The sequence below is a fragment of the Zooshikella harenae genome (genome assembly GCF_018837975.1).
GTDB classification, from domain to species: Bacteria; Pseudomonadota; Gammaproteobacteria; order Pseudomonadales; family Zooshikellaceae; genus Zooshikella; species Zooshikella harenae.
Genome location: NZ_JAGSOY010000007.1, coordinates 46,309 through 70,290, shown reverse-complemented (window position 1 = coordinate 70,290; position 23,982 = coordinate 46,309). Strand labels below are relative to the sequence as shown.

The window sequence follows — 23,982 nt, the reverse complement described above, 5'->3', positions numbered from 1 at the left end:
TTAAGTAAGATTTTGCAGTGGAAACTTATAGAGCGTCTATTGGGTAAAGTGTGTTGGTTACTTGTAGCTATACCCTTCACGAATCATTTTTAGGGTTTGTTGTCAGCGTTCTTCACCCTAGTCACTTATTAATATAAGCTTCTGGGGCTTCATCACTTGACGGCCGCCCCTAAAAACCCTTCGTTATGGGTATATGTTTATTGATGGTAAGAAAACAGTCATTATTTGTGAGCCGATAAGGGAATGACGTAAAAATGGCAGATCAGGATGAGACAGAAAGTCCAGAAGCTGAAGTTGATAGTGAAGCTTCTGGAGGGAAAAAAAAGAAGTTAATTATTTTTATTGTTGTGGTGTTAGTCGTGTTGGGTGGTGCGGCTGGAATCACCCTATATATGTTGATGGGGAGTGGCGAAACAGCAGGTGAAGGTGATTCATCAGCAGAATCGCAAAAAGCGACCAAGCCCCCAGCAATTTATTTTGCTATGGAGCCGCCATTTACGGTTGATTTTCAGGTAGGTGGTCGACAACGATATGCTCAACTGTCAATAACAGTGATGGGTAGGGACCCTGAGGCAATGGCTGCAGTCAAACAACATGAGCCTCTGATTAGAAATAATTTGGTGTTGTTGATTGCCAGTGAGGATTTTCAGACATTACAAACGTCTGAAGGCAAGGAAATGTTAAAGCAGAAAGCAACGGAATCAATACAACAGGTGTTACAGCAGGAAATTGGTAAGCCTGGTATTGAAACGGTGCTATTCACTGGTTTTGTCATGCAGTAGTAAGTGTTATACGAGGGCTGAACCGTGCAAGACCTACTCTCACAAGACGAAATTGATGCGCTCCTTCATGGTGTGGATGATGGTGACATCGATACCGAAACGGATGAGGCGCCTGATGGTATTAAATCTTATGACTTGACCAGCCAGGATCGGATTGTCCGTGGGAGGATGCCGACCTTAGAAATGATTAATGAACGTTTTGCCCGTTACACGCGTATCAGTATGTTCAATATGCTACGTCGCAGTGCTGATGTTGCTGTAGGCGGTGTTCAAGTGATGAAGTTTGGTGAATATGTTCATACGCTTTATGTGCCCACTAGTTTAAATCTAGTCAAAATGAAACCGCTACGAGGGACGGCGTTATTTATTTTGGATGCCAAACTGGTTTTCAAGCTCGTGGATAATTTTTTTGGTGGGGAAGGATTACATGCCAAGATTGAAGGGCGTGAGTTTACACCTACTGAAAATCGTGTTGTGCAAATGGTACTTCGGCAGGTTTTTGTGGATTTGAAGGAAGCTTGGGGACCTGTGATGAAAGTTGAATTTGAGTATATAAATTCTGAAGTTAATCCCGCATTGGCGAATATTGTGAGTCCCTCAGAAGTCATTGTGGTGAGCACGTTTCATATTGAATTAGATGGTGGCGGCGGGGATATGCATGTCACACTGCCATACTCAATGATTGAACCCATCAGAGAGTTATTAGATGCGGGAGTGCAAAGTGATGTGGATGATCGAGATGAGCGCTGGGTGAAAGCGTTAAGGGAAGAAATACTGGGAGTTAACGTTAAAGTAAACTCTAATATTGTTAAAACCGAAATGCGTTTACGCGATATTCTTGAACTGGAGGAGGGCGATATTATTCCCTTTGAAATGCCCGACAGTTATGTTCTATCAGCAAATGATATCCCAGTATTTAAAACACGACTGGGGGTCACGAAAGAAAAGCTGGCGATGCAAGTATTAAGTTTGATTGAACGACCAAAGTATTAGTTGAACTCATTTGACTTAATCAACCAGCGGCAGGCTTGAAAGTGATAACTTACAGCTAAATGGGGGAGGCGGGCCAATGCTTTGTCCAATAGCTAAGGAAACTAAAATAAAAACGAGTGACTTCGTCAATAATAAAACAAGGTTGCATGACTGCACTGCAGTTGACTTACAGGAGTTAAATAATGGCAGATGATCCTGATAATACAGAAGAACAGCCTGAAACTGACGTAGAAAATACTGGCGAGGCAGAGCAAGAGTCTTCTGAAGCGCAGGATACTGATAAGTCAGAAGAACCCCCTGTAGCTGATGAAGAAGCTTCTGACGAAGAGGGAAGTGGTGAAGAAAATGGGGCCAGTGATGAACAAGCACTGGCAGATGAATGGGCTGCGGCTTTAGCTGAATCAGAATCAGAAGATAAAAGTGGTCAGGAAGATATTGATGAATTATTTCAAACAACAGCATCGCCCATGGATATGGACGAGCTGGAAGATATTACTGAACCCACTGAAATTCGCAGTCTAGAGGAAGGCCCTAATTTAGATGTTATCTTGGACATACCCGTCACGATTAGCATGGAAGTGGGGGGGACAGATATTACTATTCGTAATTTGCTGCAGTTAAATCAGGGCTCGGTCATTGAACTGGATCGATTAGCAGGGGAACCACTGGATGTGAAAGTGAATGGAACACTAATTGCACATGGAGAAGTAGTGGTTGTCAATGAGAAGTTTGGTATACGTTTAACGGATGTCATTAGTCCAACAGAGAGGATTAAAAAATTACGATAGTTTTAATTAAGCGCACTACACTTGACGTTTAGGTATAACCGATTCTATTCGTTAAACTAAGAGAATACTGAACATGAGTCGTCGTTGTTTTTTTTACTTAGTATGTTGTATTTATTCATCAAACATTTGGGCGGCACCAACAACACCGCCTACAACATGGGGGATGTTGATTCAAGTTGTGCTGGCGCTAGCGGTGGTTTTATTTGTGATATTTGCAGCTGCCTGGATTGTTAAACGTAGTGGTGCAATAAAACCTATGGCAAGCCCTGCCATAAAAAACCTTGCTGTTATGCCAGTAGGTAGCAAGGAGCGGCTGGTTTTAGTGCAAATAGGTGAGAAGCAAATTTTATTGGGTATTTCGCCAGCAGGTATGAATACGATTCATGTATTTGACCAGCCTGTTATCACCAGTAAAAATGAAGTCAGTAATGATTTTTCGAAGCGTTTAATGGAAATGATTAAACAACGACCTTGAGTTAATAACGCCTAAAAAAATACTGATAAATTTATATATCCGTCTTTTCTGGTATAGCAGATGACTACGTTTTAAATTAAAAAATTAGCATTTATTAAGCAAAGAGGACACATGAGTCCACTGAGCCGTATATTGAGTCAAATACCTTACAATGCACTGATAATGATGTTGTTGTTAGTGGTTGTACCATGTGTTAATGCGGCACCCGCTACAACAATTCCAATCTTAACAGTCACTGATACCCCTAAAGGGCAAGAGTATTCTGTCACAATTCAAGTGTTGGCATTAATGACATTACTGTCCTTTTTGCCGGCCATTGTGATTATGATGACATCCTTCGCACGAATAATTATTGTTTTTTCAATTTTACGACAAGCGATGGGGCTGCAACAAACACCCTCAAATCAAATTTTATTGGGAATGGCGTTATTTTTGACATTTTTTATTATGTCTCCAGTGTTAAATAAGGTAAATGAACAAGCCATTCAGCCATACATGGCAGAGAAAGTCCCAGTTCAGGAAGCGTTGAAAATTGCTGCGGGTCCCTTTCGAGAATTTATGCTAGCGCAAACTCGAGAAACAGATCTGAATTTATTTGTGCGTATTGCTGACGTGGGTGATTTACAGTCAGTAGATGATGTTCCATTAAATATATTGATTCCTGCCTTTGTCACCAGTGAATTAAAAACGGCCTTTCAAATAGGTTTTTTATTATTTATTCCTTTTTTGATTATTGATTTAGTGGTGGCGAGTGTATTAATGGCCATGGGGATGATGATGTTATCACCATTAATTGTTTCATTACCTTTTAAAATCATGTTGTTTGTGATGGTTGATGGTTGGGCCATGATTGTTGGGACATTAGCGACAAGTTTTGGCGTCACGTAGTCTTTGATGAACAAGGCTTGAAGAGGAATAAAAATGACACCTGAAGTTGTGATTGATATTTTCCGGGATGCTTTGTTTCTCATTGTGCAAATGGTTGCTGTCATTGTAACACCTAGTTTAATCATCGGCTTGATTGTCAGTACATTACAGGCGGCCACGCAAATTAACGAGCAAACGTTAAGTTTTTTACCCCGGCTATTAGTCACATTGTTAACAATAATGGTGACTGGGCCCTGGTTGTTAGGGCAGTTAATGGATTTTTTTAATAAGCTTATTCTGAATATTCCCGGATTGATTGGTTAAGACCATGTTTCAAGTGCCTGCTGAGGATGTTGGTACCTGGATTACCCCCTTTCTATGGCCGCTATTTCGTGTCAGCTCATTATTTATGGTGATGCCTATCTTTGGCGCACAAATGGTTCCAGCGCGCGTTCGTTTAGCACTGGCATTAGCCGTTACCCTGATGCTAATGCCCGTGTTACCAGCGATGCCTAAAGTAGATCCTTTTTCTCTGAACGCCTGGTTGATTAATTTACAGCAGGTATTGATTGGTACATTAATGGGGTTTGCATTACAGGTTTTTTTTCATTTATTTGCGATGGCGGGTCAAATGATTGCCATGCAAATGGGACTTGGTTTTGCGTCTATGAATGATCCAGCCAATGGCGTAACCGTCACGGTATTAGGTCAGTTTTATTTGATTATGACAACATTATTATTTTTGGCGGTTAATGGTCACCTTGTTGTGATAGAGGTATTGGTTGAAAGTTTCCATACCATGCCAGTTAGTGAGGGGTATCTGTTGCCTGCAGGGAGTGCTGAGCGTTTAGTGCTTTGGTTTAGTTGGATATTTTCCAGTGCATTGCTGATTGCTATCCCTGGCGTGACGGCGTTATTGATTGTTAATTTAACATTTGGCGTAATGACGAAAGCAGCACCACAGTTAAATATTTTTTCATTGGGGTTTCCAATGGCATTAATGTTTGGCCTGTTTATTGTTTGGGTAACCGTTACAGGGTTTTTAGATCAATATTTAGCTTTCAGTGAACAAGCGTTACTTTTTTTAAGGGACTTAGTGGCCCAGTAGCATAATGTATTCTGAGGTGTGCCCGGAATAACCTATGGCTGAGGAAAAAGATACAAGTCAGGAAAAAACCGAAGAACCTACCCAGAAACGTTTGCAAGATGCAAAGAAAGAAGGTCAGGTTCCTCGTTCAAAAGAATTAACCACCATGGCGATTTTACTTATCGCTTCGGTTAGTTTGGTATTGTCTGCTGGATTTTTGGCGCGTCATTTAATCGTGATTATGCGGCTGAACTTAGATGTAGAGCGGGAAAAAATATTTGATACGGCGACGATGTTGCAGTTTCTGGGTGCTTCGCTGAATGATGCAATCATTTCTATTTTCCCATTAATTTTATCCTTGATGTTGGCAGGTATTCTGGCGCCTATTTTACTGGGAGGATGGGTTTTCAGTGGTAAATTAATACAACCCAAATTGAACCGTATCAGTCCATTGGCGGGTTTGAAACGTATGTTTTCAGCCAAGTCCTTAGTGGAACTGTTAAAGGCGATTGCCAAAGTGGTGGTGGTAGCCTGTTTTGCGATAGGAGTATTACTGTGGGAACAGAACCAGATTTTGCATTTAGGACGTGCCTCTGTCGACAATGCGATTATTTCTAGTTTATGGCTTATCGGTTGGGCGGCTATTGTGTTGAGTATCAGTTTATTGCTGATTACCGCCATTGATGTCCCATTTCAGATTTGGGATACCCGTCAAAAGTTAAAAATGACGAAGCAAGAGCTTCGGGATGAATTCAAAGATACTGAAGGTAAACCTGAAGTTAAAAGCCGTATCCGTCAGTTACAGCGGGAAATGGCTGAACGTCGAATGATGTCTGAAGTGCCAAAAGCTGATGTGGTGATCACTAACCCTGAGCATTACTCTGTGGCAATAAAATATAACCCTGATAAAGCAGATGCCCCTTATGTTATTGCTAAAGGCGTTGATTTTATTGCATTAAAAATCAGGGAAATTGCGGTGGCATCGAATGTAACGATCTTAGAAGCGCCACCACTTAGTCGGGCGATTTATCATAGTACGGAGCTAAATCAACAAATACCCAGTGGCTTGTATATCGCTGTTGCACAGATTTTAGCCTATGTGTACCAGCTTAAGCAGCAGCGCTATGGTAAGAAACCTCGTCCGCCTAAAGACTATCCCATTCCTGAAGAATTTCGTCACGACAATTAAATGGCAGTGAGCTGTTTTGTCGTGTGTAGATAGGGCTATTTTCCAACCTGAGTAAGCGCTTAAGACGTAAAGCTGAAGGCTTTCATCCGATAGTGATATGGATGGGAAAGGTTTTTGCACAGCCAATACAAAGCTGATCGGGCGGACGTTGATTAGCAACAATCCTTTACTACAAGGAGAAGGCTTAGTGGCAGATGGTATGATGGTAGTGAGGACACTGAAAGGCCTTAGTCAGGGTAACTTAGGGGTTCCGGTTCTGTTAATGGCAATCTTAGCCATGATGACATTACCTGTTCCCCCGTTCTTGTTAGACGTGTTATTTACCTTCAACATCACTCTGGCACTGGTTGTCTTGCTGGTATGCGTTTATAGCATGCGACCACTGGACTTTGCAGTGTTTCCCACCATTTTGCTGGTAGCAACGTTGTTACGTTTAGCGTTGAATGTTGCTTCAACGCGAGTGGTGTTACTACGAGGCCACACTGGAGGAGATGCAGCAGGAAAAGTCATCGAGGCTTTTGGTGAAGTTGTGATTGGCGGAAACTATGTGGTGGGCTTGGTGGTTTTTGTCATCCTCATTATTATTAATTTTGTTGTGGTGACTAAAGGTGCAGGTCGTATTTCTGAGGTATCGGCCCGATTTACTTTGGATGCGATGCCAGGTAAACAGATGGCGATTGATGCTGACTTAAATGCAGGTTTGATCAATCAGGACCAGGCACGAGCCAGACGGACAGAAGTAAGCCAGGAGGCTGATTTTTACGGTTCCATGGATGGTGCCAGTAAGTTTGTTCGAGGGGATGCAGTTGCAGGGCTACTGATTTTAGCTATCAACATTATTGGTGGCTTATCCATTGGGATGGCCCAGCATCAGTTACCATTCCAAACCGCTTTACAGAATTACTCACTATTAACCATTGGTGATGGATTGGTTGCGCAAATCCCTTCCTTACTCCTTTCCACTGCTGCGGCGATTATGGTGACACGAGTTTCTGACGCAAAGGATATGGGCCATCAGGTTCGTCAGCAAATGTTCTCTTCACCTAAAGCCATTGGCGTCGCTGCGACAATATTAATGGTGATGGGAGCAATCCCTGGTATGCCTCATGTTGCATTTTTAGGGTTAGGGGGGATTGCTGCGTTGGGTGCCTGGTGGATTCATCGTCAAAAAACTAGCACGACGCCAGTCGCTGAACCCGGTACAGGACTACAGCCTGCAGCAGGTGGACAAATTGTGCCTACGGGGGCAACGGCTCAGCCCTCCCCATCATCTGTTGAAACCAAGGAGCTGGGTTGGGATGATGTAACACCTGTAGATATGGTGGGATTGGAAGTAGGCTATCGTTTAATACCATTGGTTGATAAAGCCCAGGGAGGAGAGTTACTCAGTCGAATCAAAGGGGTTCGTAAAAAGCTTTCACAGGAGCTGGGCTTTCTCCTGCCTTCAGTCCATATCCGCGATAACCTTGATTTGTTACCCAATGTGTATCGGATTACGTTGATGGGGGTGACCATCAGTGAAGCAGAAGTGCATCCCGAGCGAGAATTGGCCATTAATCCTGGCCAGGTATTTGGCTCTCTAGAGGGGATTGCTGCCAAAGATCCAGCATTTGGTCTTGATGCGGTATGGATTGAACCAGGACTAAAAGACCAGGCTCAGACATTAGGGTACACCGTGGTTGATGCATCGACGGTGGTTGCGACGCACTTAAATCAGGTGTTGTTTAAGCATGCTCATGAGCTAATTGGTCATGATGAAGTGCAAAGGTTACTTGAGTTGTTAGGACGACAATCACCTAAGCTGGCGGAAGAGCTTCCCAGCAAGGTATCTCATAGTACGCTGTTAAAAGTGCTGCAATGCTTACTTATTGAGCGAATTCCTGTTCGTGATATCCGAACCATTGCTGAGGCGCTGGCCGAAGTTGGGGCGAAGAGTCAAGATCCTGCCACTTTAACTGCTTCCGTCAGAACCGCATTAGCTCGCTCTATAGTGCAAAGCATTGTAGGTACGTCCGATAAGATTCCAGTGATCACCCTTGAGCCGCAGTTGGAACAAATGTTGCTGCAATCTGCTCAGCAGGCCAAGCAGTCAGGTATGAGTGTTGAAGATGGCTTTGTGATTGAGCCTAGTTTGGCTGAGCGGTTACAACGTTCACTGCAAGATGCAGTATCACGACAGGAAATGGCAGGACAACCTGCCGTGCTGTTAGTGGCGGGACCGATTCGACCCATGCTGGCCAGGTTTGCTCGATTTGGCATACCCAGCATGTATGTATTGGCTTATCAAGAAATACCAGACAATAAAGAAGTAACTATTGTCGCCAGTGTGGGCCAGCACGAGTAGTTTGCTGGCAGATACTGAGGTAAAGCACGGCATAGGAAGGACATATGAATATTAAACGCTACTTTGCTGCTGATATGCGCCAGGCACTTAAATTGGTTAAGCAGGAGTTAGGTGCAGATGCAACCATTCTTGAACAACGACGAGTAGCAGGTGGTATCGAGTTAGTGGTAGCCAGGGATGTGCCGACTATTCCTTCTCATGTTTCTGCCTCTCAAGCTTCTGCGAATATACGTAACCACAAGGATGCACCTTATAAACAACAATCATCATCCCCTAAATCAAAACGTACCTTTTCTCAAGATAATGAATTTAGTTGGCAAGGACATCACGTAAATCAGCAAATGCAGACAGAGGGGAGTGCTAAGCAAAACCATCACCAATCCCTTGTTGATCTTGAGAACTATAAACAAGCCAACCGTTTACGGAATGGTAAAAGTCCAAAACCATCCCCATCTGAAGCTCAGCATCAAACTACCAAGCAAGGGCAGCCATGGCCAAATACCAGCGCTTATCAGGATGTGCAAAGTCATAAGCAGCACAACAAGCCTGAGGTTCAGTGGCAGCAAAGACAAGCCTTGGCTGAACCCAAAAAAGAGCGTATTGAACAAACAGGAGAGACTGCACCAGGGCTACTGGCTAATTTGCAACAAGAGTTGCATGGTATGCGGATGTTACTTCAGCAACAAATGGGACAAAAAGCGTGGGGTGATTTTTGCCAGCTTCATCCTGTAGCTGCTATGGTTTGGCGGCGATTGGTGGGGATGGGGTTGTCACCACAGCGGAGTCACACCATTGTGCAAAATCTTCCTGCTGATACTGGGGTAAAAGCTGCCTGGCGCCAGGTATTGGGACAGCTTAGTCGATTACTGAATACTACTAAGCGGGATTTAGTGGATGGTGGCGGTATTTTTGCCCTGCTTGGAACCACGGGCAGTGGCAAAACAACCACTGTTGGTAAATTGGCTGCGCGTTATGCGCTGAAGCATGGTACGGAGTCATTGGGATTGATTACCTTAGATACATTTCGCATTGGCGCCTGTGATCAGTTGAAAACCCTGGGACGTATTTTAAATGTGCCCATTAGAGTGGTGAGTGATGTATCAGGGTTGCAACAGGCGCTGGATGCTTTTCGAGGTAAGTCATTGATTTTGATTGATACAGCGGGTCTGCATCCGCAGGACGATAATTTACAGCTACAATTAAATTTACTTGATCAAGTACGACCAATGATCAGGAATTTATTGGTGCTGGCAACCACCAGTCAGCGCGCTGTATTGCAGCGAGCAATCGATACTTACTCAACAGAACAAACGGTTGGTACGATTTTAACAAAAGTGGATGAGACGCATAGTCTTGGAGAATCTTTAGATATGGTGATCGCTGGCCAATTAGCCGTGTCTTACTATACAGATGGCCAGCGAATTCCAGAAGATATTGCATTGGCTCGTAGTCATACACTGTTGAGTCGGGCTGTAGCCATATCGGGTGCACTTGATGAAGACGATGCAGCGTGGCTTGTGCAACAGGAATGGACGGTCTCAGGACATTCTCTGTTTAACGAGCGTGCGGTTGGGTAATCACAAGCAATGTTTGTTGTCTGAGTGAACAACACGATGGGAATTAAACATCCAGTTCAGGTACTCGCTGTAACCGGAGGCAAGGGAGGCGTTGGCAAAACCAATGTAGCGCTTAACCTGAGTATTGCCCTTGCAGAAATGGGGCGTCGAGTCATGTTACTTGATGCTGACTTGGGGTTGGCCAATATTGATGTGTTGCTAGGGTTATCACCAAAACACACGATTGCTGATGTATTAGCAGGAAAATGTGAGTTGCGCGATATTCTTTTGCATGGACCTGGAGGCATAAAGATTATCCCAGCATCTTCCGGTACCCAGGCGATGACGCAGCTATCGTTGCAACAGCATGCAGGATTGATTAGTGCTTTCAGTGAAATTAATGATCAACTGGATGTGTTGATTATTGATACCGCAGCCGGTATTTCGAGTTCTGTCGTTAGTTTTGTGATTGCCAGTCAAGAAGTATTGATTGTGGTAACTAATGAACCCACTTCAATTACGGATGCTTATGCGCTGATCAAACTCCTCCATCGTGACCACCAGGTTATGCGCTATCGGATTATTGCAAATATGGTTCGCAGCCAGCAAGAAGGTCAGCAGCTTTTTAATAAGTTGACCAATGTCACTGAGCGTTTTTTGGATGTGACCATGCAATATTTAGGTGCAATTCCTTTTGATGAAGCTTTACGTAAAGCCGTTCAGCGTCAGCGCCCGTTGTTAGAGTGCTATCCAAGGTCTAAAGCAGCCATAGCGATTCGTGGTGTAGCGCAAAAGATTGATAACTTTCCATTACCCGCCTCACCTCGAGGACATTTGGAATTTTTTGTAGAAACCTTGGTGTCCTGTGAAGTCGGACGTTGTTGATGAAATCAGTGCAAGGTGTTGGATTATATTCCCAAGTGAGTGGGCAGCAGGGACAGCAGCTTGTCCAGCGTTATGCTGGTCTTGTTAAACGAATAGCTTTACATACCGCTGCTCGATTACCTGCCAGCGTCCAATTAGATGACTTGATTCAAGCTGGAATGATTGGACTGCTTGAGGCTGCGCGAAAATATGATGCGAGTAAAGGGGCAACATTTGAAACCTATGCCACAATTCGTATCCGAGGCAGTATTGTCGATGAAATTCGTAAAGGGGACTGGGTGCCTCGATCTGTCCACCGTAACAGTCGACGAATAGCTGATGCTATTCAACACATTGAAGCAAAGCATGGCCGGGATGCAAAGGACTATGAAATAGCGGAAGCGCTCTCACTGTCACTGGATGACTACTATGCTATGTTGAGTGATTTGTCTGGTAGCCGCTTATTTTCCTTTGAAGAGCTAACGGACTCTGGTGATGCACCACAGGAATCAATGGCCAGTGAGCACACCAGTGACAAACCTCCTGATGAGCTACAGCAGAAAAAGTTACGGCAAGATTTAGCACAGGCGATACAAACTTTGCCTGAACGAGAGCAGCTCGTGCTTGCACTTTATTATGATGAAGAATTAAACCTAAAAGAAATTGGCCAGGTGTTAGGTGTCAGTGAATCCAGGGTGAGTCAAATTCACTCACAAGCAGCTATGCGGCTTCGAGCGAGGCTTGTTGACTGGCAGCCTGAGTAAATTTTGTTTGTTAATAAAGCCGTATTTTTACGCTAACACTTTTTATTAATTACGATAGATGATGTCTAACGCTCATCAGGTTCATACCTAACTGATTGATCATTAATTAATTATTCTTACAAGTCATTAAATGGCTATGGTTTAGTGCTTATTTCTGGCTATAAAGTGTTATTGCATAATGAAAATATTTTGCACTCTTTCTAAACATAAATCGAATAAACTGGCATGCCAATAATCACCTACTAGACTTGTAGTAGATGTTAAAAGGCAGCATCTGTGCATCATGAGGGAGGTCGCCTTGGATAAAAATATGAAGATCCTTATCGTGGATGACTTTTCCACAATGAGGCGAATCATTAAAAACCTACTGCGAGATTTGGGATTCACCAACACGGCAGAAGCGGATGACGGTCAAACAGCACTTCCAATGTTGAAAAGTGGTGGTTTTGATTTTTTAGTAACGGACTGGAACATGCCGGGTATGACGGGAATTGACTTATTAAAAGCAGTTCGTGCTGATCCTAAACTTGCGTCTTTACCGGTTTTAATGGTAACGGCTGAAGCTAAACGAGACCAGATTGTTGAGGCTGCTCAAGCTGGTGTTAATGGCTATGTAGTCAAGCCTTTTACGGCTCAAGTATTGAAAGAAAAAATTGAAAAAATATTTGAGCGTGTGGATGCCAGTGGTTAAGAGGCTGATATGTCGTTATTAGATAAACAAACTGATGGATTGACACCAGAAGAGTTTGAAGAAGACTTAAAAAATCGTGCACATAAAATGGTGGAACACCTGGAGAAAGGCAATTTAAAAGATGCCATGCAGGTTATCCATGAAATTAATGAAGTGCGTGACAAAAGTCTTTATAAAGAAATTGGCCGTCTGACAAGGGCCTTGCATGAAGCCATTAAGAATTTTCATTTGGATGCAGGCTTTTCGGGTAGAGATAAGGAACAAATTTCCAGTATGGCTGATGCCTCTGAGCGCTTAAGTTATGTGACAAAAATGACTGAGCAAGCGGCTAATCGCACCATGGATTTGGTGGATGAGAGTGTGCCTATTGCTGGCGATATTGCAGAAAAATCAAAAAGCTTACGTGAAGGTTGGCAGAAGCTTCGTAAACGACAGATGAAGCCTACAGAATTTCGCGAGCTTTACCATCACATTGATGAATTTTTGGATACGACAGAAGGTAAAGCGAATACCCTCTATAGCAATTTAAATGAAATTATTTTGGCTCAGGACTTTCAGGATTTAACAGGTCAAGTTATTAAAAAAGTCGTGGATTTAGTGGCTGAAGTAGAAGAAAGCTTAGTCCATTTAGTGCGTATGGCAGGACAGCTTGACACTATTACAGGAATTGAACATCGATTTGATACGAAGGAAAAAGATAAAACCGTTGCCGAGGGACCTCAGATGCGGGCGGAGGAGCGTACTGATGTGGTATCAGGTCAAGATGAGGTTGATGACCTATTATCCAGCTTGGGGTTCTAGGGGAGTTATTTCATGAGTTTTGATGCTGATGAAGAGATTCTACAAGACTTTCTTGTCGAAGCAGGGGAAATCTTAGAACTATTATCTGAACAGTTAGTCGATCTTGAAAACCGTCCAGATGATAAAGATTTACTGAATGCAATCTTCAGAGGCTTCCACACAGTAAAAGGCGGAGCAGGTTTTTTACAGCTGAATGCACTCGTCGAGTGCTGTCATGTTGCTGAGAATGTGTTTGATACCTTGCGCAATGGACAGCGTGCAGTTACTCCAGAACTCATGGATGTCGTTCTGCAAGCATTAGATAGTGTTAATGAAATGTTTAGTCAGGTTCGGGAACGTCAGGACCCTGAGCCTGCTGATAGGGAAGTAATTGCTGCACTAACAAAATTTGCGAAACCTGAAGAGGCTGAACCAGAAGCGGCTGCTCCAGAGCCTCCTGCCGCAGAGCCTACACCTGCTCCACCAGAGCAAACAGCTGAGCCTCCACCACCACAGGCACCTCCACCAGAAGCTAAACCCACTGAAGCAACTGAAAGAAAAACGCAAGAAGAAGAGATCACCGATGAAGAGTTTGAGCAGCTTCTCGATGCCATAGCAGAAGAAGATAAGGAAGAGGAAGCGAAAGGGGGCGCGCCAAAAGAGCAGGTGACGCCTCCACCCGCTACTGAAGGTGTGAGTGGCAGTGACTCTGATGAGATTACGGATGATGAATTTGAAGCCTTATTGGATCAGTTGCATGGCAAAAAGTCTATTAATGGGGAGTCTGGTGAGGAAGCTCCTGCACCTGTCTCAGAACAACCATCAACTGAACCCTCGGCAGAAGAAGCGCCAAAAGCAGCTGAACCTGCTGAAGCGGCTGAGAAAAAGCAAGCCAAGCCACCAGCCGGTGATGAAATTTCAGATGAAGAGTTTGAGTCACTATTAGATGAACTGCATGGCAAGGGCCAATTCCATAAGGCTGCGGAGCAGCCTGCTAAACCCGCTGAAACTGAGCAGGTTCCTGAAGCTGACTTTGATGAGCTGTTAAAGGAACTTAAACACAGTGCACAGGGGGGAGCTGAGCCAAGTAAACCTGCTGCACAGCCAAAACCAGCACCGGCAAAACCTACCCCTGCTGCTCCGGCAGCGGCTAAGCCAGCTGCAGCACCTAAAACCCCCGTCAAAGATAGTCCACCTGCTGAAACCACGGTACGGGTTGATACTGCTCGCCTGGATGACATCATGAATATGGTGGGTGAGTTGGTATTGGTCCGTAACCGACTCGTTCGGCTGGGTGATCGCAGTAGTGATGAAGCGCTATCGAAAGCGGTATCGAACTTAGATGTCGTCACTGCCGATTTGCAGTTGTCTGTAATGAAAACGCGTATGCAGCCAATTAAAAAAGTGTTTGGGCGTTTTCCTCGGGTTGTACGTGACTTGGCAAGAAGCCTGAAAAAAGAAATCAATTTACAGATGGAAGGTGAAGAGACTGACCTGGATAAAAACCTAGTTGAGGCGCTCGCTGACCCATTAGTGCATCTGGTACGTAATGCAGTGGATCATGGTATTGAGAGTCCTCAGGAGCGAGAGCAAAGTGGCAAGAACCGACAGGGTAATGTGTTGTTAGCCGCTCAGCAGGAAGGTGATCATATCCTGCTCTCTATTGCTGATGATGGTGCAGGCATGGATCCAGATACGCTAAGAGCTAAGGCTGTGGAGCGTGGTTTGTATGACCAGGATACCGCTGACCGATTATCTGATACTGAATGTTTTAATCTAATTTTTATGCCTGGTTTTTCCACCAAACTGGAAATCTCTGATGTGTCTGGTCGGGGGGTGGGCATGGATGTGGTTAAAACAAAAATATCCCAGTTAAATGGCACAATTAATATTGAGTCGGAAAAAAGTAAGGGTTCTAGAATTATTATTAAAGTACCGTTGACGCTGGCGATTATGCCAACATTGATGGTTGTTTTAGAAAAACAAGCCTTTGCCTTACCCTTGGTCAGTGTCAATGAGATTTTCCATCTAGACTTATCGCGGACCAATGTGGTGGATGGGCAAGAGGTTGTCATTGTGCGTGATAAAGCCTTGCCATTATTTCACTTAAAGCGCTGGTTAGTGGCAGGCCATAATGATTCTAAACCTGTGGATGAGTCTCATGTTGTTATTGTTTCAGTAGGAACACAACGGGTGGGGTTTGTCGTTGATCAGTTGATTGGCCAGGAGGAAGTGGTCATAAAACCTTTAGGCGCTTTATTACAAGGAACACCCGGCATGTCAGGTGCAACCATTACCGGGGACGGGCGCATTGCTTTAATTCTGGATGTACCTAGCTTGTTAAAACAGTATGCGCGTAAACAGTCGTCTGTAGCAGGTTAGGTCAAACCTTCAGCTTCATTATTAGCAAACTCAGGTTGATGACGATCGCTCGTAGTGAGTAGTCAGTACAAAGAGGAAGCAGAATACACGTGTGCTAACGTATTTATTGGTGCTTACTAAGCGGGAGATGCCTGGTGGCAATAAAGGTATTAATTGTAGATGACTCAGGTTTTTTTCGACGGCGATTGAATGAGCTGTTAAGCGGTGACCCGTTGATTGAAGTGGTGGGCACTGCACAGAATGGTCGAGAAGCTATTGAGAAGAACAAAGCGTTGAGCCCTGATGTTATTACCATGGATTATGAAATGCCTGTCCTTGATGGTATTTCAGCGTTAAAGCAAATTATGGCAAGTAAGCCTACCGCGGTGCTGATGTTTTCTTCTATGACCCACGAAGGTGCCAAAATTACCCTGGATGCGTTAGAGGCGGGAGCCGTTGACTATTTACCCAAGAATTTTGAGGATATTTCCCGTAACTCTTCCAAATTAAAAAAGGTGCTTTCTGACCGTGTGAAAGCGGTGGCAAGAAGTCGTTATCGGTCAACAGCACGTAAGACAGAAGCTGCGGCAAAGCCGGCAGCACGGCCTGTTACCTCAGCACCAGAGCGGCCAACTGTACAGGTTTATAACCGAGGAGTAGCAAAGCATAAGCTACTGATTTTAGGCACATCAACAGGAGGCCCTGTTGCCTTACAAACGGTGCTTACGGCCTTGCCCAGTAATTTCCCAGTGCCTATTTTACTGGTCCAGCATATGCCTGGAACCTTTACCAATGCATTTGCTGAACGCCTTAACCGGATATGTCAGATTGGCATAAGTGAGGCTAAGGATAATGACAGTCTAAAACCTGGCCATGCACTTCTGGCACCTGGAGGGAAGCAATTAATGGTGGATGCCCGGCACGGCGGTATCGTCCGGGTTTTAGAAGGGGATGTCAGGTTAAACTATAAACCTAGTGTTGATGTCACCTTTGGCTCTGCGGCAAAAGCATTTAACAATAAGGTGTTAGCCGTTGTGTTGACAGGTATGGGGGCTGATGGCCGTGATGGTGCCAGAATGCTTAAAACAGCCGGCTCTCATGTCTGGGCACAAAACCAAGAGAGTTGTGTGATCTATGGGATGCCAATGGCTGTTGTTAATGCAGGGCTGGCTGATGAAGTAATTCACCTGAATGATATTCCCCGGCGACTTGTTGAGGCAATTTGAGCATGGATGTGCTCAGTTTAGTCGGACTGGTTCTAGGCTTACTGGCCATTGTTGGTGGTAATTTTCTTGAAGGTGGCCATGTTGATGCACTGTTGAATGGCCCTGCTGCGGTTATTGTTATAGGAGGCACAATAGCGGCTTCATTTGTTCAATCTTCAGGCCGAAACTTCAAACGTGCACTGAGCATTGTGCAGTGGGTTGTGGTACCGCCTTCGCTGGATATAGAAGGGGGGATCGCGAAAGTAGTTGGCTGGAGCCTGAAAGCACGTAAAGAAGGGTTATTAGGTCTTGAGTCTATTGCTGATATTGAGCCAGATACGTTTGCTCGGAAGGGATTACAGTTGCTGGTTGATGGTAATGAACCAGAAGCGTTACGCAATATTCTTGAAGTAGAGTTATATGTAGCTGAAGCCCGAGATTTGCAAGCAGCTAGAGTCTTTGAAGCCATGGGAGGGTATGCGCCTACCATTGGCATCATAGGTGCCGTCATGGGGCTTATCCATGTAATGGGGAACTTAGCAGACCCTTCAGAGTTAGGGTCAGGGATCGCGACAGCCTTTGTGGCAACCATTTATGGGGTGAGTATGGCCAACTTATTGTTGTTACCTGTTGCGAATAAGCTGAAAGCCTGTGTCCATCTTCAGTCTCAGTTCCGCGAAATGTTAATTGAAGGCTTATTGGCCATTGCCGAAGGGGAAAATCCACGGTCAATAGAGCTGAAATTACAAGGCTTTATTACCTGACCTGAGCGTTAGGTATGTTTTTGAGTTGGTGAAATATTCAGCCATATGTGTTGACAACTATCTTCTCTCACTCCTATCTAATAGTAATAGCGTATTCTTTTTCGAAGGAAAGGCTAAGTTCTAGTCTGAATGCCAGTCGAGGTTGTATTTGGCTGCTCAAGCAAAAGGTAATGGCTATGGCTCGGCGTAGAATGATTGAAGAGCATGAAAACCTAGAGCGTTGGATGGTGTCTTATGCCGATTTCATTACCTTGCTCTTTGCATTTTTTGTGGTGATGTATTCAATTTCTTCAGTCAATGAAGGCAAATATAAGTTGTTATCAGAAACCTTAGATGGTGTGTTTAATGAGCCTGCTCGAAGCTTAAAACCTGTACAAATAGGGGAATTGACACCGCGCCAGCCGAAAGAGCCTGAGGACGTTGTGCAGGAGCCTAATCAGCATGATATGGCTATTGATGATATTAATACACCACAGGAGCCTGAAAAAGACCCCTTGGTTGAAATTGAAAGCCAGGTAAAGGATCGATTTAAAGATCTAATCAGTAATGATTTGCTGTCGGTGGCGGGGAATGAGCTTTGGGTTGAAATTGAGATGAAGTCTAGCTTGTTATTTCCCAGTGGTGATTCTATACCAAATAATCAAGCCTTTAATGTATTAGAAAAAGTGGCTGATATATTGCGTCATTATAAGAACCCAATACATGTTGAAGGTTTTACCGATAACATGCCCATTAATACCAATCAGTTTCCAACAAATTGGGAGTTATCGGCGGCACGTTCTGCAGCCATTGTTAGATTGCTAGCCAGTTATGGTGTTGATCCTCGGCAATTGGCTGCCGTTGGTTATGGCCAGTTCCAACCGATTACATCGAATGGCACACCTGAAGGCAGGACAAAGAATCGCCGGGTGGTGTTGGTTATTTCCAAGAATCTTGATATTAGGCGCAGTATTCATGCTGCAGGTGCTACCCCTTGATGGTTAACAACGCAGGTCGCTAAAGGCGATAAATATATTTTTTTAACAGTACGTTTGATGAGCATGTGCTCACGATTAACATAAAAATTATTGGCTCAATTGTTGCTGTTTTAAATAATAAAAAACTGTCGTTGAATGATGGGGAAAGTAAATGCTGGGGGATTTGTGAGAATCTGGACTATTTCAAATCAAAAAGGAGGCGTGGGGAAAACGACAACCGTTGTCGCCTTAGGAGGATTATTAGCCCAGCAAAATTATCGGGTTTTATTATTAGACCTGGACCCCCATGCATCTCTTACCTGTTATTTTAAGTATGATCCAGATCATTTGGAACATAGTTTATTTGATTTATTTAGCCACCAGGGCAAAGTGCCTGACTACTTACCTGGCCAGTTAGTTGTTGAGACTGGGTTTCGTAATTTGATGTTGTTACCTGCAACCACATCACTTGCCGTATTAGACCGTCAAATAACCAATCAAGGTGGTTATGGGCTGGTTATTTCTCGGGCATTAATTCATTTGTGGGATCAGTTTGATTATGCATTGCTGGATACTCCACCTCAGCTTGGCGTATTGATGGTTAATGCATTAGCGGCGAGTCAACGCCTGCTCTTGCCAGTACAAACTGAATTTTTGGCGTTAAAAGGTTTAGAGAGGATGCTTCATACTATGAGTATGGTGTGTCAGTCTCAGAAAAAAGCATTACCTTTTTTAGTAATTCCTACATTATTTGATCGGCGTACTCAAGCTTCGGTACAAAGTTTATTAGCATTGCGTAAACAACATATGGATCATATTTGGCAGTCCTATATTCCCGTTGATACCCGTTTGCGTGATGCAAGTCAGGCAGGCGTTCCACCCTCAATATTTGATAAAAATTCTCGCAGTGTAAAATCCTATAGTCATTTGTTGAAAGATCTACTGGCAATGCAACAGCAAACCACTCCGCTTAGGACTCAAGCGAAATGACCCAGGAAAGCAGCACTCAAAACCTTTCTAAATCGACCATTGTCGTCAAGGATTACTTGGATCATCTGCTACAGGAAGTGAGTTGGGGAGAAGGACTTGTCGATATTGAGACTGAGCCTGAAGTTGTATCAGAGGCGAAAATTGATCCAGCAACGGATACAGTTGATGTTTTATCACAGGACGAGGTACAAATTGAGGATGAGGTACAAACGGTTGAACCTGAGTTAGCTCCTAAAACAGTGGTGCAAGAGTGTGAAACTCAAGCACTTGATTGTTTGTTATTTAGTGTGGGTGGCTTGCGCCTGGCGGTACCTCTTACAGAGTTGGGCACGGTGCTTTCAGTGAATGACTATCCATTAACAACGCTGGTAGGTAAACCCTCTTGGTTTTTAGGTGTTTTTCATTATCAGCAACAGACTTATAACGTTATTGATACTGCCCAATGTATTATGCCTGAACGCTATAAAATCAATATCAACCAGGCAATTCATTATTTATTGGTGATTGATAATTCAACATGGGTGCTAGCCGTTGATAATGTTCATGAGTCTATTACGCTCTCACCACGTGAAATTCGTTGGCGTAAGCACAAAGGTAATCGTCCCTGGTTGGCGGGTACGGTGATTGCCAAAATGTGTGCATTATTAAATATCAAAGCACTCGCCTTGCAACTCAACAGTCAAATTTATTCCAGCCCATGAAGTCGTATGCCAATCGTTAATTTTTTATGGAATTGGAGAGGCCTTCAGTAAAGGTAGTAATGGTCGGCTCCTTCAAAAATTGACTGCTTATAGTTTGAACTAACCACTTTGATGACCATGTATTATAGTTAACTTACTTAATATGTTTGATGGCGACGCAGGATGAAAAACCTTGGTCCGGCGTAGATAAAGTGACTTTTATGGAATAAAAAGTGACTTTTATTGAGCCCAAAAGAGACTTTTGTGGAGCAAAAAAGTGAGCAGTGCCATGACGACACATTCAACCCATGCCAATCAAAGTGCTGAAGATCCAATTCTTCAGTGGGTCACGTTTCGTTTAGCAAACGAAACCTACGGTATTAATGTAATGCAAGTTCAAGAAGTGCTTAGGTACACTGAAATTGCACCTGTACCAGGGGCTCCTCCGTTTGTGCTTGGTATCATTAATTTACGGGGTAATGTTGTAACGGTGATTGATACCCGTTTACGTTTTGGGCTTGCACCCGGCGAAGTAACCGATAATACACGAATTGTCATTATTGAGGCCGAAAAGCAAGTAGTAGGCATTATGGTTGATAGTGTTGCTGAAGTGGTTTATTTACGTCAGTCAGAAATAGAAACCGCACCCAATGTTGGAAATGAAGAAAGTGCTAAATTTATTCAAGGAGTATGTAATAAAAATGGAGAATTATTAATTCTGGTTGAGTTGGATAAGCTGCTTAGTGATGATGAATGGGCTGAGATTACAGATTTTTAGTGACTTACCCGATGCTATTGGTATAAATAATAATGGACTGGTTATGGCCTCTCATAGGGATTGCATTTGTTATTATTGTGTTACAGTTGAGTGTGATGTTTATGGCTTTTCGTTGGCGTGCACAGCAACAACGAACTGAACAACAGCTACAACGTTTACAAGAAGATTTAAAAGCTGTAGCCGCTGGTGCTATTGGGGTTGGCAAGCATTTACAGAATGTAGAAGCTAAGCTTTATCATTTGCTTGATAAGCAGGAAATTCTTGAACAACGTGACTTAGGCAGCTTGCCTTATAATCAAGCCAGTAAATTACTTGAAATGGGCGCTTCAACCCAGGAAGTTGCATCGAGTTGTGGGTTAACTCAGGCTGAAGTAGAGTTATTAGCTCGGTTTCACCCCGTAAATTAAAACATCTCCTTCACACGGGCTACAACGCCTAACTACAAGGTTATTTTGTACTATTTTCTCGTAGACTAACGTTGAAATCACAACGTAGCAATTGTTTTTTTATTATATGTCCTCAGCGCCTTTGCCATCGGGTGTCCAGCCAGGTGGATATTTATTTTGCAGCCGATAGGCTAAAGCAATTATTTCCGCAATTGTAATATACAGTAGTTTTGGTATTTCCTCACCTAAATCAAGCGTAGCTAATAGCTTTGTTAATTCAGCGTTTTCATAAAGTGGAATACCCGCTTCACGGGCAATAGCAATAATTTGTTCGGCAATCTCATCATGTCCCTTTGCCGTGAGTTTAGGTGCAGTTTCTCCGTCATAAAAAAGGGCAATAGCTTGTTTGGTCGGGGGCGGTGTTTGTTTCATCTTATGTTGTAATATCCACGAACTGGTGTTGAATCGAAATTTTTTGTTGCCGGGGTATCCCTTGAGCAACATTTAAGGCCTGGACTTCTATTCCTTGATTGTTAAGGCGTTGTTTTAAATCATCAAGTTGGGTTGCCAGTTTATTTAATACTTGGCTATGTTCAGCCCAAAATGTAGCTGATAGTTTACGCTCAAGTAGTGTTAACTGGACATACAACGTGCCAATAGGATGAATATCTAACGCTAAAAATAAATCCCACTTGTGTTCCTTTGTTGCATTTTTTCCTTGCTGCTCTCGTTGTTCTATTTGAATGTGAGCATGATCGAGTTGCTGGTTATGTTGAATGGGTAATTCAAAATTCCAGCTGTTGATGAGCGTTGGATCTTGGCCTACAGCATGTTGCTGATGAAGTGATATCAGCTGACTTGAATGGATGCGTAAGAGTGCGCCTTGCAGTAGTTTAAATAACTGTTCAATGTTGAGCGTATTAAATTCTTTTCGTGGAGGGAACCAGGGTAACAAGTAAGCAAGAGCCGATTGGTAGGGGCTTGAAGACATAAGCATTGATGAAGGGGAAAGTGGATTGTTTGCAAGGTGCGGGTAGTGATGAACCAATTGTTGTGCTGTGCGCAATAAGAGTGCTTTCAGATCATGGCTTAGTGGCGTAGATAAGAGTGGTAAATATGAAGAATACTGTGTTAGTGGTATAGTTAATAATTTTTGCTCCATAAATATACCACTTTGTTGAAGCCAGTTGGCAAGTTGCTCAGGTTGTTGTAATTGGGACGCGTTAGGCAAGCGAAGTAATAATTGATTTATAGCTTGTTGCACTGTGGGTGGAAGCTGTACAAAGGAGGGCGATATTTTACCTTGTTGTAAATAGTAATAAGCTTGTGTTAAAGGTATTGATGCACTAAGCGCAGTCTGTAATTTATTATTTAATAAAGCTTGGTGCCAAGGGCCTAGCGCGGCTAGTTGAGTATGTATATTGCCTTCACGATACTGTAATAAGAGTTGACTATAAAGTTTTAAGGGCTGCTCAGTGTTAATCCAAAGTTGTTGCTGATTGGCAAGTTGAATTAATGAAAAATAACGACCACCTTGACCTAAAGGCAGTGAATGGTTCATCACCCAGGTTTCTTTTGCTGTTGTAGCAATTACTTTGGCCGTCAGGGATGCATTTTGGTTAGATTGTAATGATTGCACAAGCTGCTGGAAAAGTTCATCCTGAACAACTTTTACAGGCAGTTGGCCTGGTGATTTTAATATCAGACCAAGGGTGTGGCCTGGTAAATAATTAAAAGCAGATGTTAATTTAAAGGGCTTGCCTGCAACTTCAAGTGTTAATAAATAATTTGCAGGGTTACTGATAGGAATGGCCTCACGAGGTATCGATGGTACTGAATCTGTTTGAGCTAATGCAGAAGATTGAAATAGAGGGGTAGAAGAGACCACTTGTGCAGTCAACGTGCTCGGTGTTGATGTTGAATGCTGTGACCCTAACAGAATGCGTAGTTGAGCAATTTGTTCTTCATTTAACTGCAATTTAGCTGTAGCACTGATGTTCGATATTGGTCGAGATGTCGGAGGATCAATCGGTGAACCAGCATCAATCATCAACAGGTATCCTTTGTGCGCTTTGTAACTAGTATAGTTGTTAAAATTCTTGGTTGCCTAAAGTACTCCTTTAAAATTGGTTATTTGGGCTGAAAATGATAACTCTGATATGAATTTGACTGTTATAAGGCCCCAAGCTTGATACTCGCTTAGTGATTGTAAAGAAAGTTTTTCAGCATTATCTAAAAAGGAGGAGAAAACTTGTATTATTTTTCTCTCAACAACGGCTATACCCATAGCTATTAGGCGGTTTGAAATAATCAGTCTCCTTCAGCTAAATCCTAGCTATTAATCTTAGCCTTGATTTTCTTTTAAAAGGGTAAGCATGGCTGATGATTAAACTATGAAAAATAGGGGGAAATAAATGTTGAAAAACAAATAAGGAGTTGCACGCTGATTTGTAATAAATTATGATCACAAAAAGCTACAGAATAATATATTTTAGTATGATTGGTGTAATAAATATAATAATTTACTGATAAATAAGCCACGAATTATATAAATGGATTTTTTTCATCCTCTATGAAATTAACACGGTATACCCACCGCGAAGGGTATAGTTAAAAAAATAGAGCGATGTTTTGATTATATTTTACCCATATAACGGGTCTTAGGGGGACACCAATAAAGGT

General features: G+C 43.1%; 24 protein-coding genes. 22 read left to right on the top strand and 2 right to left on the bottom strand.

Translation table 11 applies throughout. The annotated features are described in order from the left end of the window. The first annotated feature begins 254 nt into the window (after nt 1-254). The 22 genes from KCG35_RS05195 to KCG35_RS05090 all read left to right on the top strand — a co-directional run bounded on the left by KCG35_RS05195 (nt 255) and on the right by KCG35_RS05090 (nt 21,321). Nucleotides 255-782 (top strand): flagellar basal body-associated FliL family protein, encoded by a 528-nt coding sequence (locus KCG35_RS05195; RefSeq protein WP_215818608.1) that lies wholly within the window; start codon nt 255-257, stop codon nt 780-782. A gap of 24 nt (nt 783-806) precedes the next feature. Next, complete coding sequence (gene fliM, locus KCG35_RS05190; RefSeq protein WP_215818607.1) at nt 807-1,775, top strand: flagellar motor switch protein FliM; 969 nt, start codon at nt 807-809, stop codon at nt 1,773-1,775. Between the two features lie 182 nt (nt 1,776-1,957). Beyond that, nucleotides 1,958-2,563 (top strand): flagellar motor switch protein FliN, encoded by a 606-nt coding sequence (gene fliN, locus KCG35_RS05185; RefSeq protein WP_215818606.1) that lies wholly within the window; start codon nt 1,958-1,960, stop codon nt 2,561-2,563. 73 nt (nt 2,564-2,636) lie between these two features. Beyond that, nucleotides 2,637-3,038 (top strand): flagellar biosynthetic protein FliO, encoded by a 402-nt coding sequence (gene fliO, locus KCG35_RS05180; RefSeq protein WP_215818605.1) that lies wholly within the window; start codon nt 2,637-2,639, stop codon nt 3,036-3,038. Between the two features lie 111 nt (nt 3,039-3,149). After that, complete coding sequence (gene fliP, locus KCG35_RS05175; protein ID WP_230409023.1) at nt 3,150-3,926, top strand: flagellar type III secretion system pore protein FliP; 777 nt, start codon at nt 3,150-3,152, stop codon at nt 3,924-3,926. Between the two features lie 33 nt (nt 3,927-3,959). Next, entirely contained in the window at nt 3,960-4,229 is a 270-nt protein-coding gene (gene fliQ, locus KCG35_RS05170) for a flagellar biosynthesis protein FliQ (RefSeq protein ID WP_215818604.1), read from the top strand. A 4-nt stretch (nt 4,230-4,233) separates the two neighbouring features. Further along, a complete protein-coding gene (fliR, locus tag KCG35_RS05165; RefSeq protein WP_215818603.1) occupies nt 4,234-5,013 on the top strand; it encodes a flagellar biosynthetic protein FliR in 780 nt (259 codons plus the stop codon). Between the two features lie 34 nt (nt 5,014-5,047). Continuing rightward, a complete protein-coding gene (gene flhB, locus KCG35_RS05160) occupies nt 5,048-6,181 on the top strand; it encodes a flagellar biosynthesis protein FlhB (RefSeq protein WP_215818602.1) in 1,134 nt (377 codons plus the stop codon). A 199-nt stretch (nt 6,182-6,380) separates the two neighbouring features. Beyond that, nucleotides 6,381-8,525, top strand: coding sequence for a flagellar biosynthesis protein FlhA (flhA, locus tag KCG35_RS05155; protein ID WP_304956743.1), 2,145 nt, complete (start codon nt 6,381-6,383; stop codon nt 8,523-8,525). Between the two features lie 44 nt (nt 8,526-8,569). Then, the gene (flhF, locus tag KCG35_RS05150) at nt 8,570-10,102 is read left to right on the top strand and encodes a flagellar biosynthesis GTPase FlhF (protein WP_215818601.1); all 1,533 of its coding nucleotides are present in this window, start codon (nt 8,570-8,572) and stop codon (nt 10,100-10,102) included. Nucleotides 10,103-10,138: 36 nt separating this feature from the next. Beyond that, on the top strand, nt 10,139-10,966 hold the full coding sequence (locus KCG35_RS05145; protein WP_215818600.1) for a MinD/ParA family protein: 828 nt from the start codon (nt 10,139-10,141) through the stop codon (nt 10,964-10,966). Beyond that, nucleotides 10,966-11,709, top strand: coding sequence for an RNA polymerase sigma factor FliA (locus KCG35_RS05140; protein WP_215818599.1), 744 nt, complete (start codon nt 10,966-10,968; stop codon nt 11,707-11,709). The genes KCG35_RS05145 and KCG35_RS05140 overlap by 1 nt, the downstream gene beginning before the upstream one ends. 310 nt (nt 11,710-12,019) lie before the next feature. Then, nucleotides 12,020-12,400, top strand: coding sequence for a chemotaxis response regulator CheY (locus KCG35_RS05135; RefSeq protein ID WP_444972204.1), 381 nt, complete (start codon nt 12,020-12,022; stop codon nt 12,398-12,400). A 9-nt stretch (nt 12,401-12,409) separates the two neighbouring features. Continuing rightward, nucleotides 12,410-13,201 carry a protein phosphatase CheZ gene (locus KCG35_RS05130; protein ID WP_215818598.1) on the top strand — a complete coding sequence of 264 codons (792 nt, stop codon included), beginning with the start codon at nt 12,410-12,412 and terminating at the stop codon, nt 13,199-13,201. Between the two features lie 12 nt (nt 13,202-13,213). Continuing rightward, nucleotides 13,214-15,562: a chemotaxis protein CheA gene (locus KCG35_RS05125; protein ID WP_215818597.1), complete on the top strand. Its 2,349-nt coding sequence runs from the start codon at nt 13,214-13,216 to the stop codon at nt 15,560-15,562. Between the two features lie 134 nt (nt 15,563-15,696). Next, nucleotides 15,697-16,767, top strand: a complete 1,071-nt coding sequence (locus KCG35_RS05120; protein WP_215818596.1) for a protein-glutamate methylesterase/protein-glutamine glutaminase — start codon at nt 15,697-15,699, stop codon at nt 16,765-16,767. Nucleotides 16,768-16,769: 2 nt separating this feature from the next. Continuing rightward, entirely contained in the window at nt 16,770-17,510 is a 741-nt protein-coding gene (locus KCG35_RS05115) for a flagellar motor protein (RefSeq protein WP_215818595.1), read from the top strand. Nucleotides 17,511-17,686: 176 nt separating this feature from the next. Then, on the top strand, nt 17,687-18,487 hold the full coding sequence (motD, locus tag KCG35_RS05110; RefSeq protein ID WP_215818594.1) for a flagellar motor protein MotD: 801 nt from the start codon (nt 17,687-17,689) through the stop codon (nt 18,485-18,487). A gap of 165 nt (nt 18,488-18,652) precedes the next feature. Then, nucleotides 18,653-19,456, top strand: coding sequence for a ParA family protein (locus tag KCG35_RS05105; RefSeq protein ID WP_215818665.1), 804 nt, complete (start codon nt 18,653-18,655; stop codon nt 19,454-19,456). Next, nucleotides 19,453-20,157, top strand: coding sequence for a chemotaxis protein CheW (locus KCG35_RS05100; RefSeq protein WP_215818593.1), 705 nt, complete (start codon nt 19,453-19,455; stop codon nt 20,155-20,157). Before KCG35_RS05105 ends, KCG35_RS05100 begins: the two co-directional genes overlap by 4 nt. A gap of 268 nt (nt 20,158-20,425) precedes the next feature. Further along, nucleotides 20,426-20,914: a chemotaxis protein CheW gene (locus tag KCG35_RS05095; RefSeq protein WP_215818664.1), complete on the top strand. Its 489-nt coding sequence runs from the start codon at nt 20,426-20,428 to the stop codon at nt 20,912-20,914. 32 nt (nt 20,915-20,946) lie between these two features. Next, nucleotides 20,947-21,321 (top strand): DUF2802 domain-containing protein, encoded by a 375-nt coding sequence (locus KCG35_RS05090; protein WP_215818592.1) that lies wholly within the window; start codon nt 20,947-20,949, stop codon nt 21,319-21,321. 102 nt (nt 21,322-21,423) lie between these two features. Here the strand turns inward: KCG35_RS05090 and KCG35_RS05085 are convergent, their stop codons facing one another. Both KCG35_RS05085 and fliK read right to left on the bottom strand, forming a co-directional pair. Beyond that, complete coding sequence (locus tag KCG35_RS05085; RefSeq protein WP_215818591.1) at nt 21,424-21,732, bottom strand: EscU/YscU/HrcU family type III secretion system export apparatus switch protein; 309 nt, start codon at nt 21,730-21,732, stop codon at nt 21,424-21,426. Nucleotide 21,733: 1 nt separating this feature from the next. Beyond that, nucleotides 21,734-23,350 carry a flagellar hook-length control protein FliK gene (fliK, locus tag KCG35_RS05080; protein WP_215818590.1) on the bottom strand — a complete coding sequence of 539 codons (1,617 nt, stop codon included), beginning with the start codon at nt 23,348-23,350 and terminating at the stop codon, nt 21,734-21,736. Nucleotides 23,351-23,982: the final 632 nt, after the last annotated feature.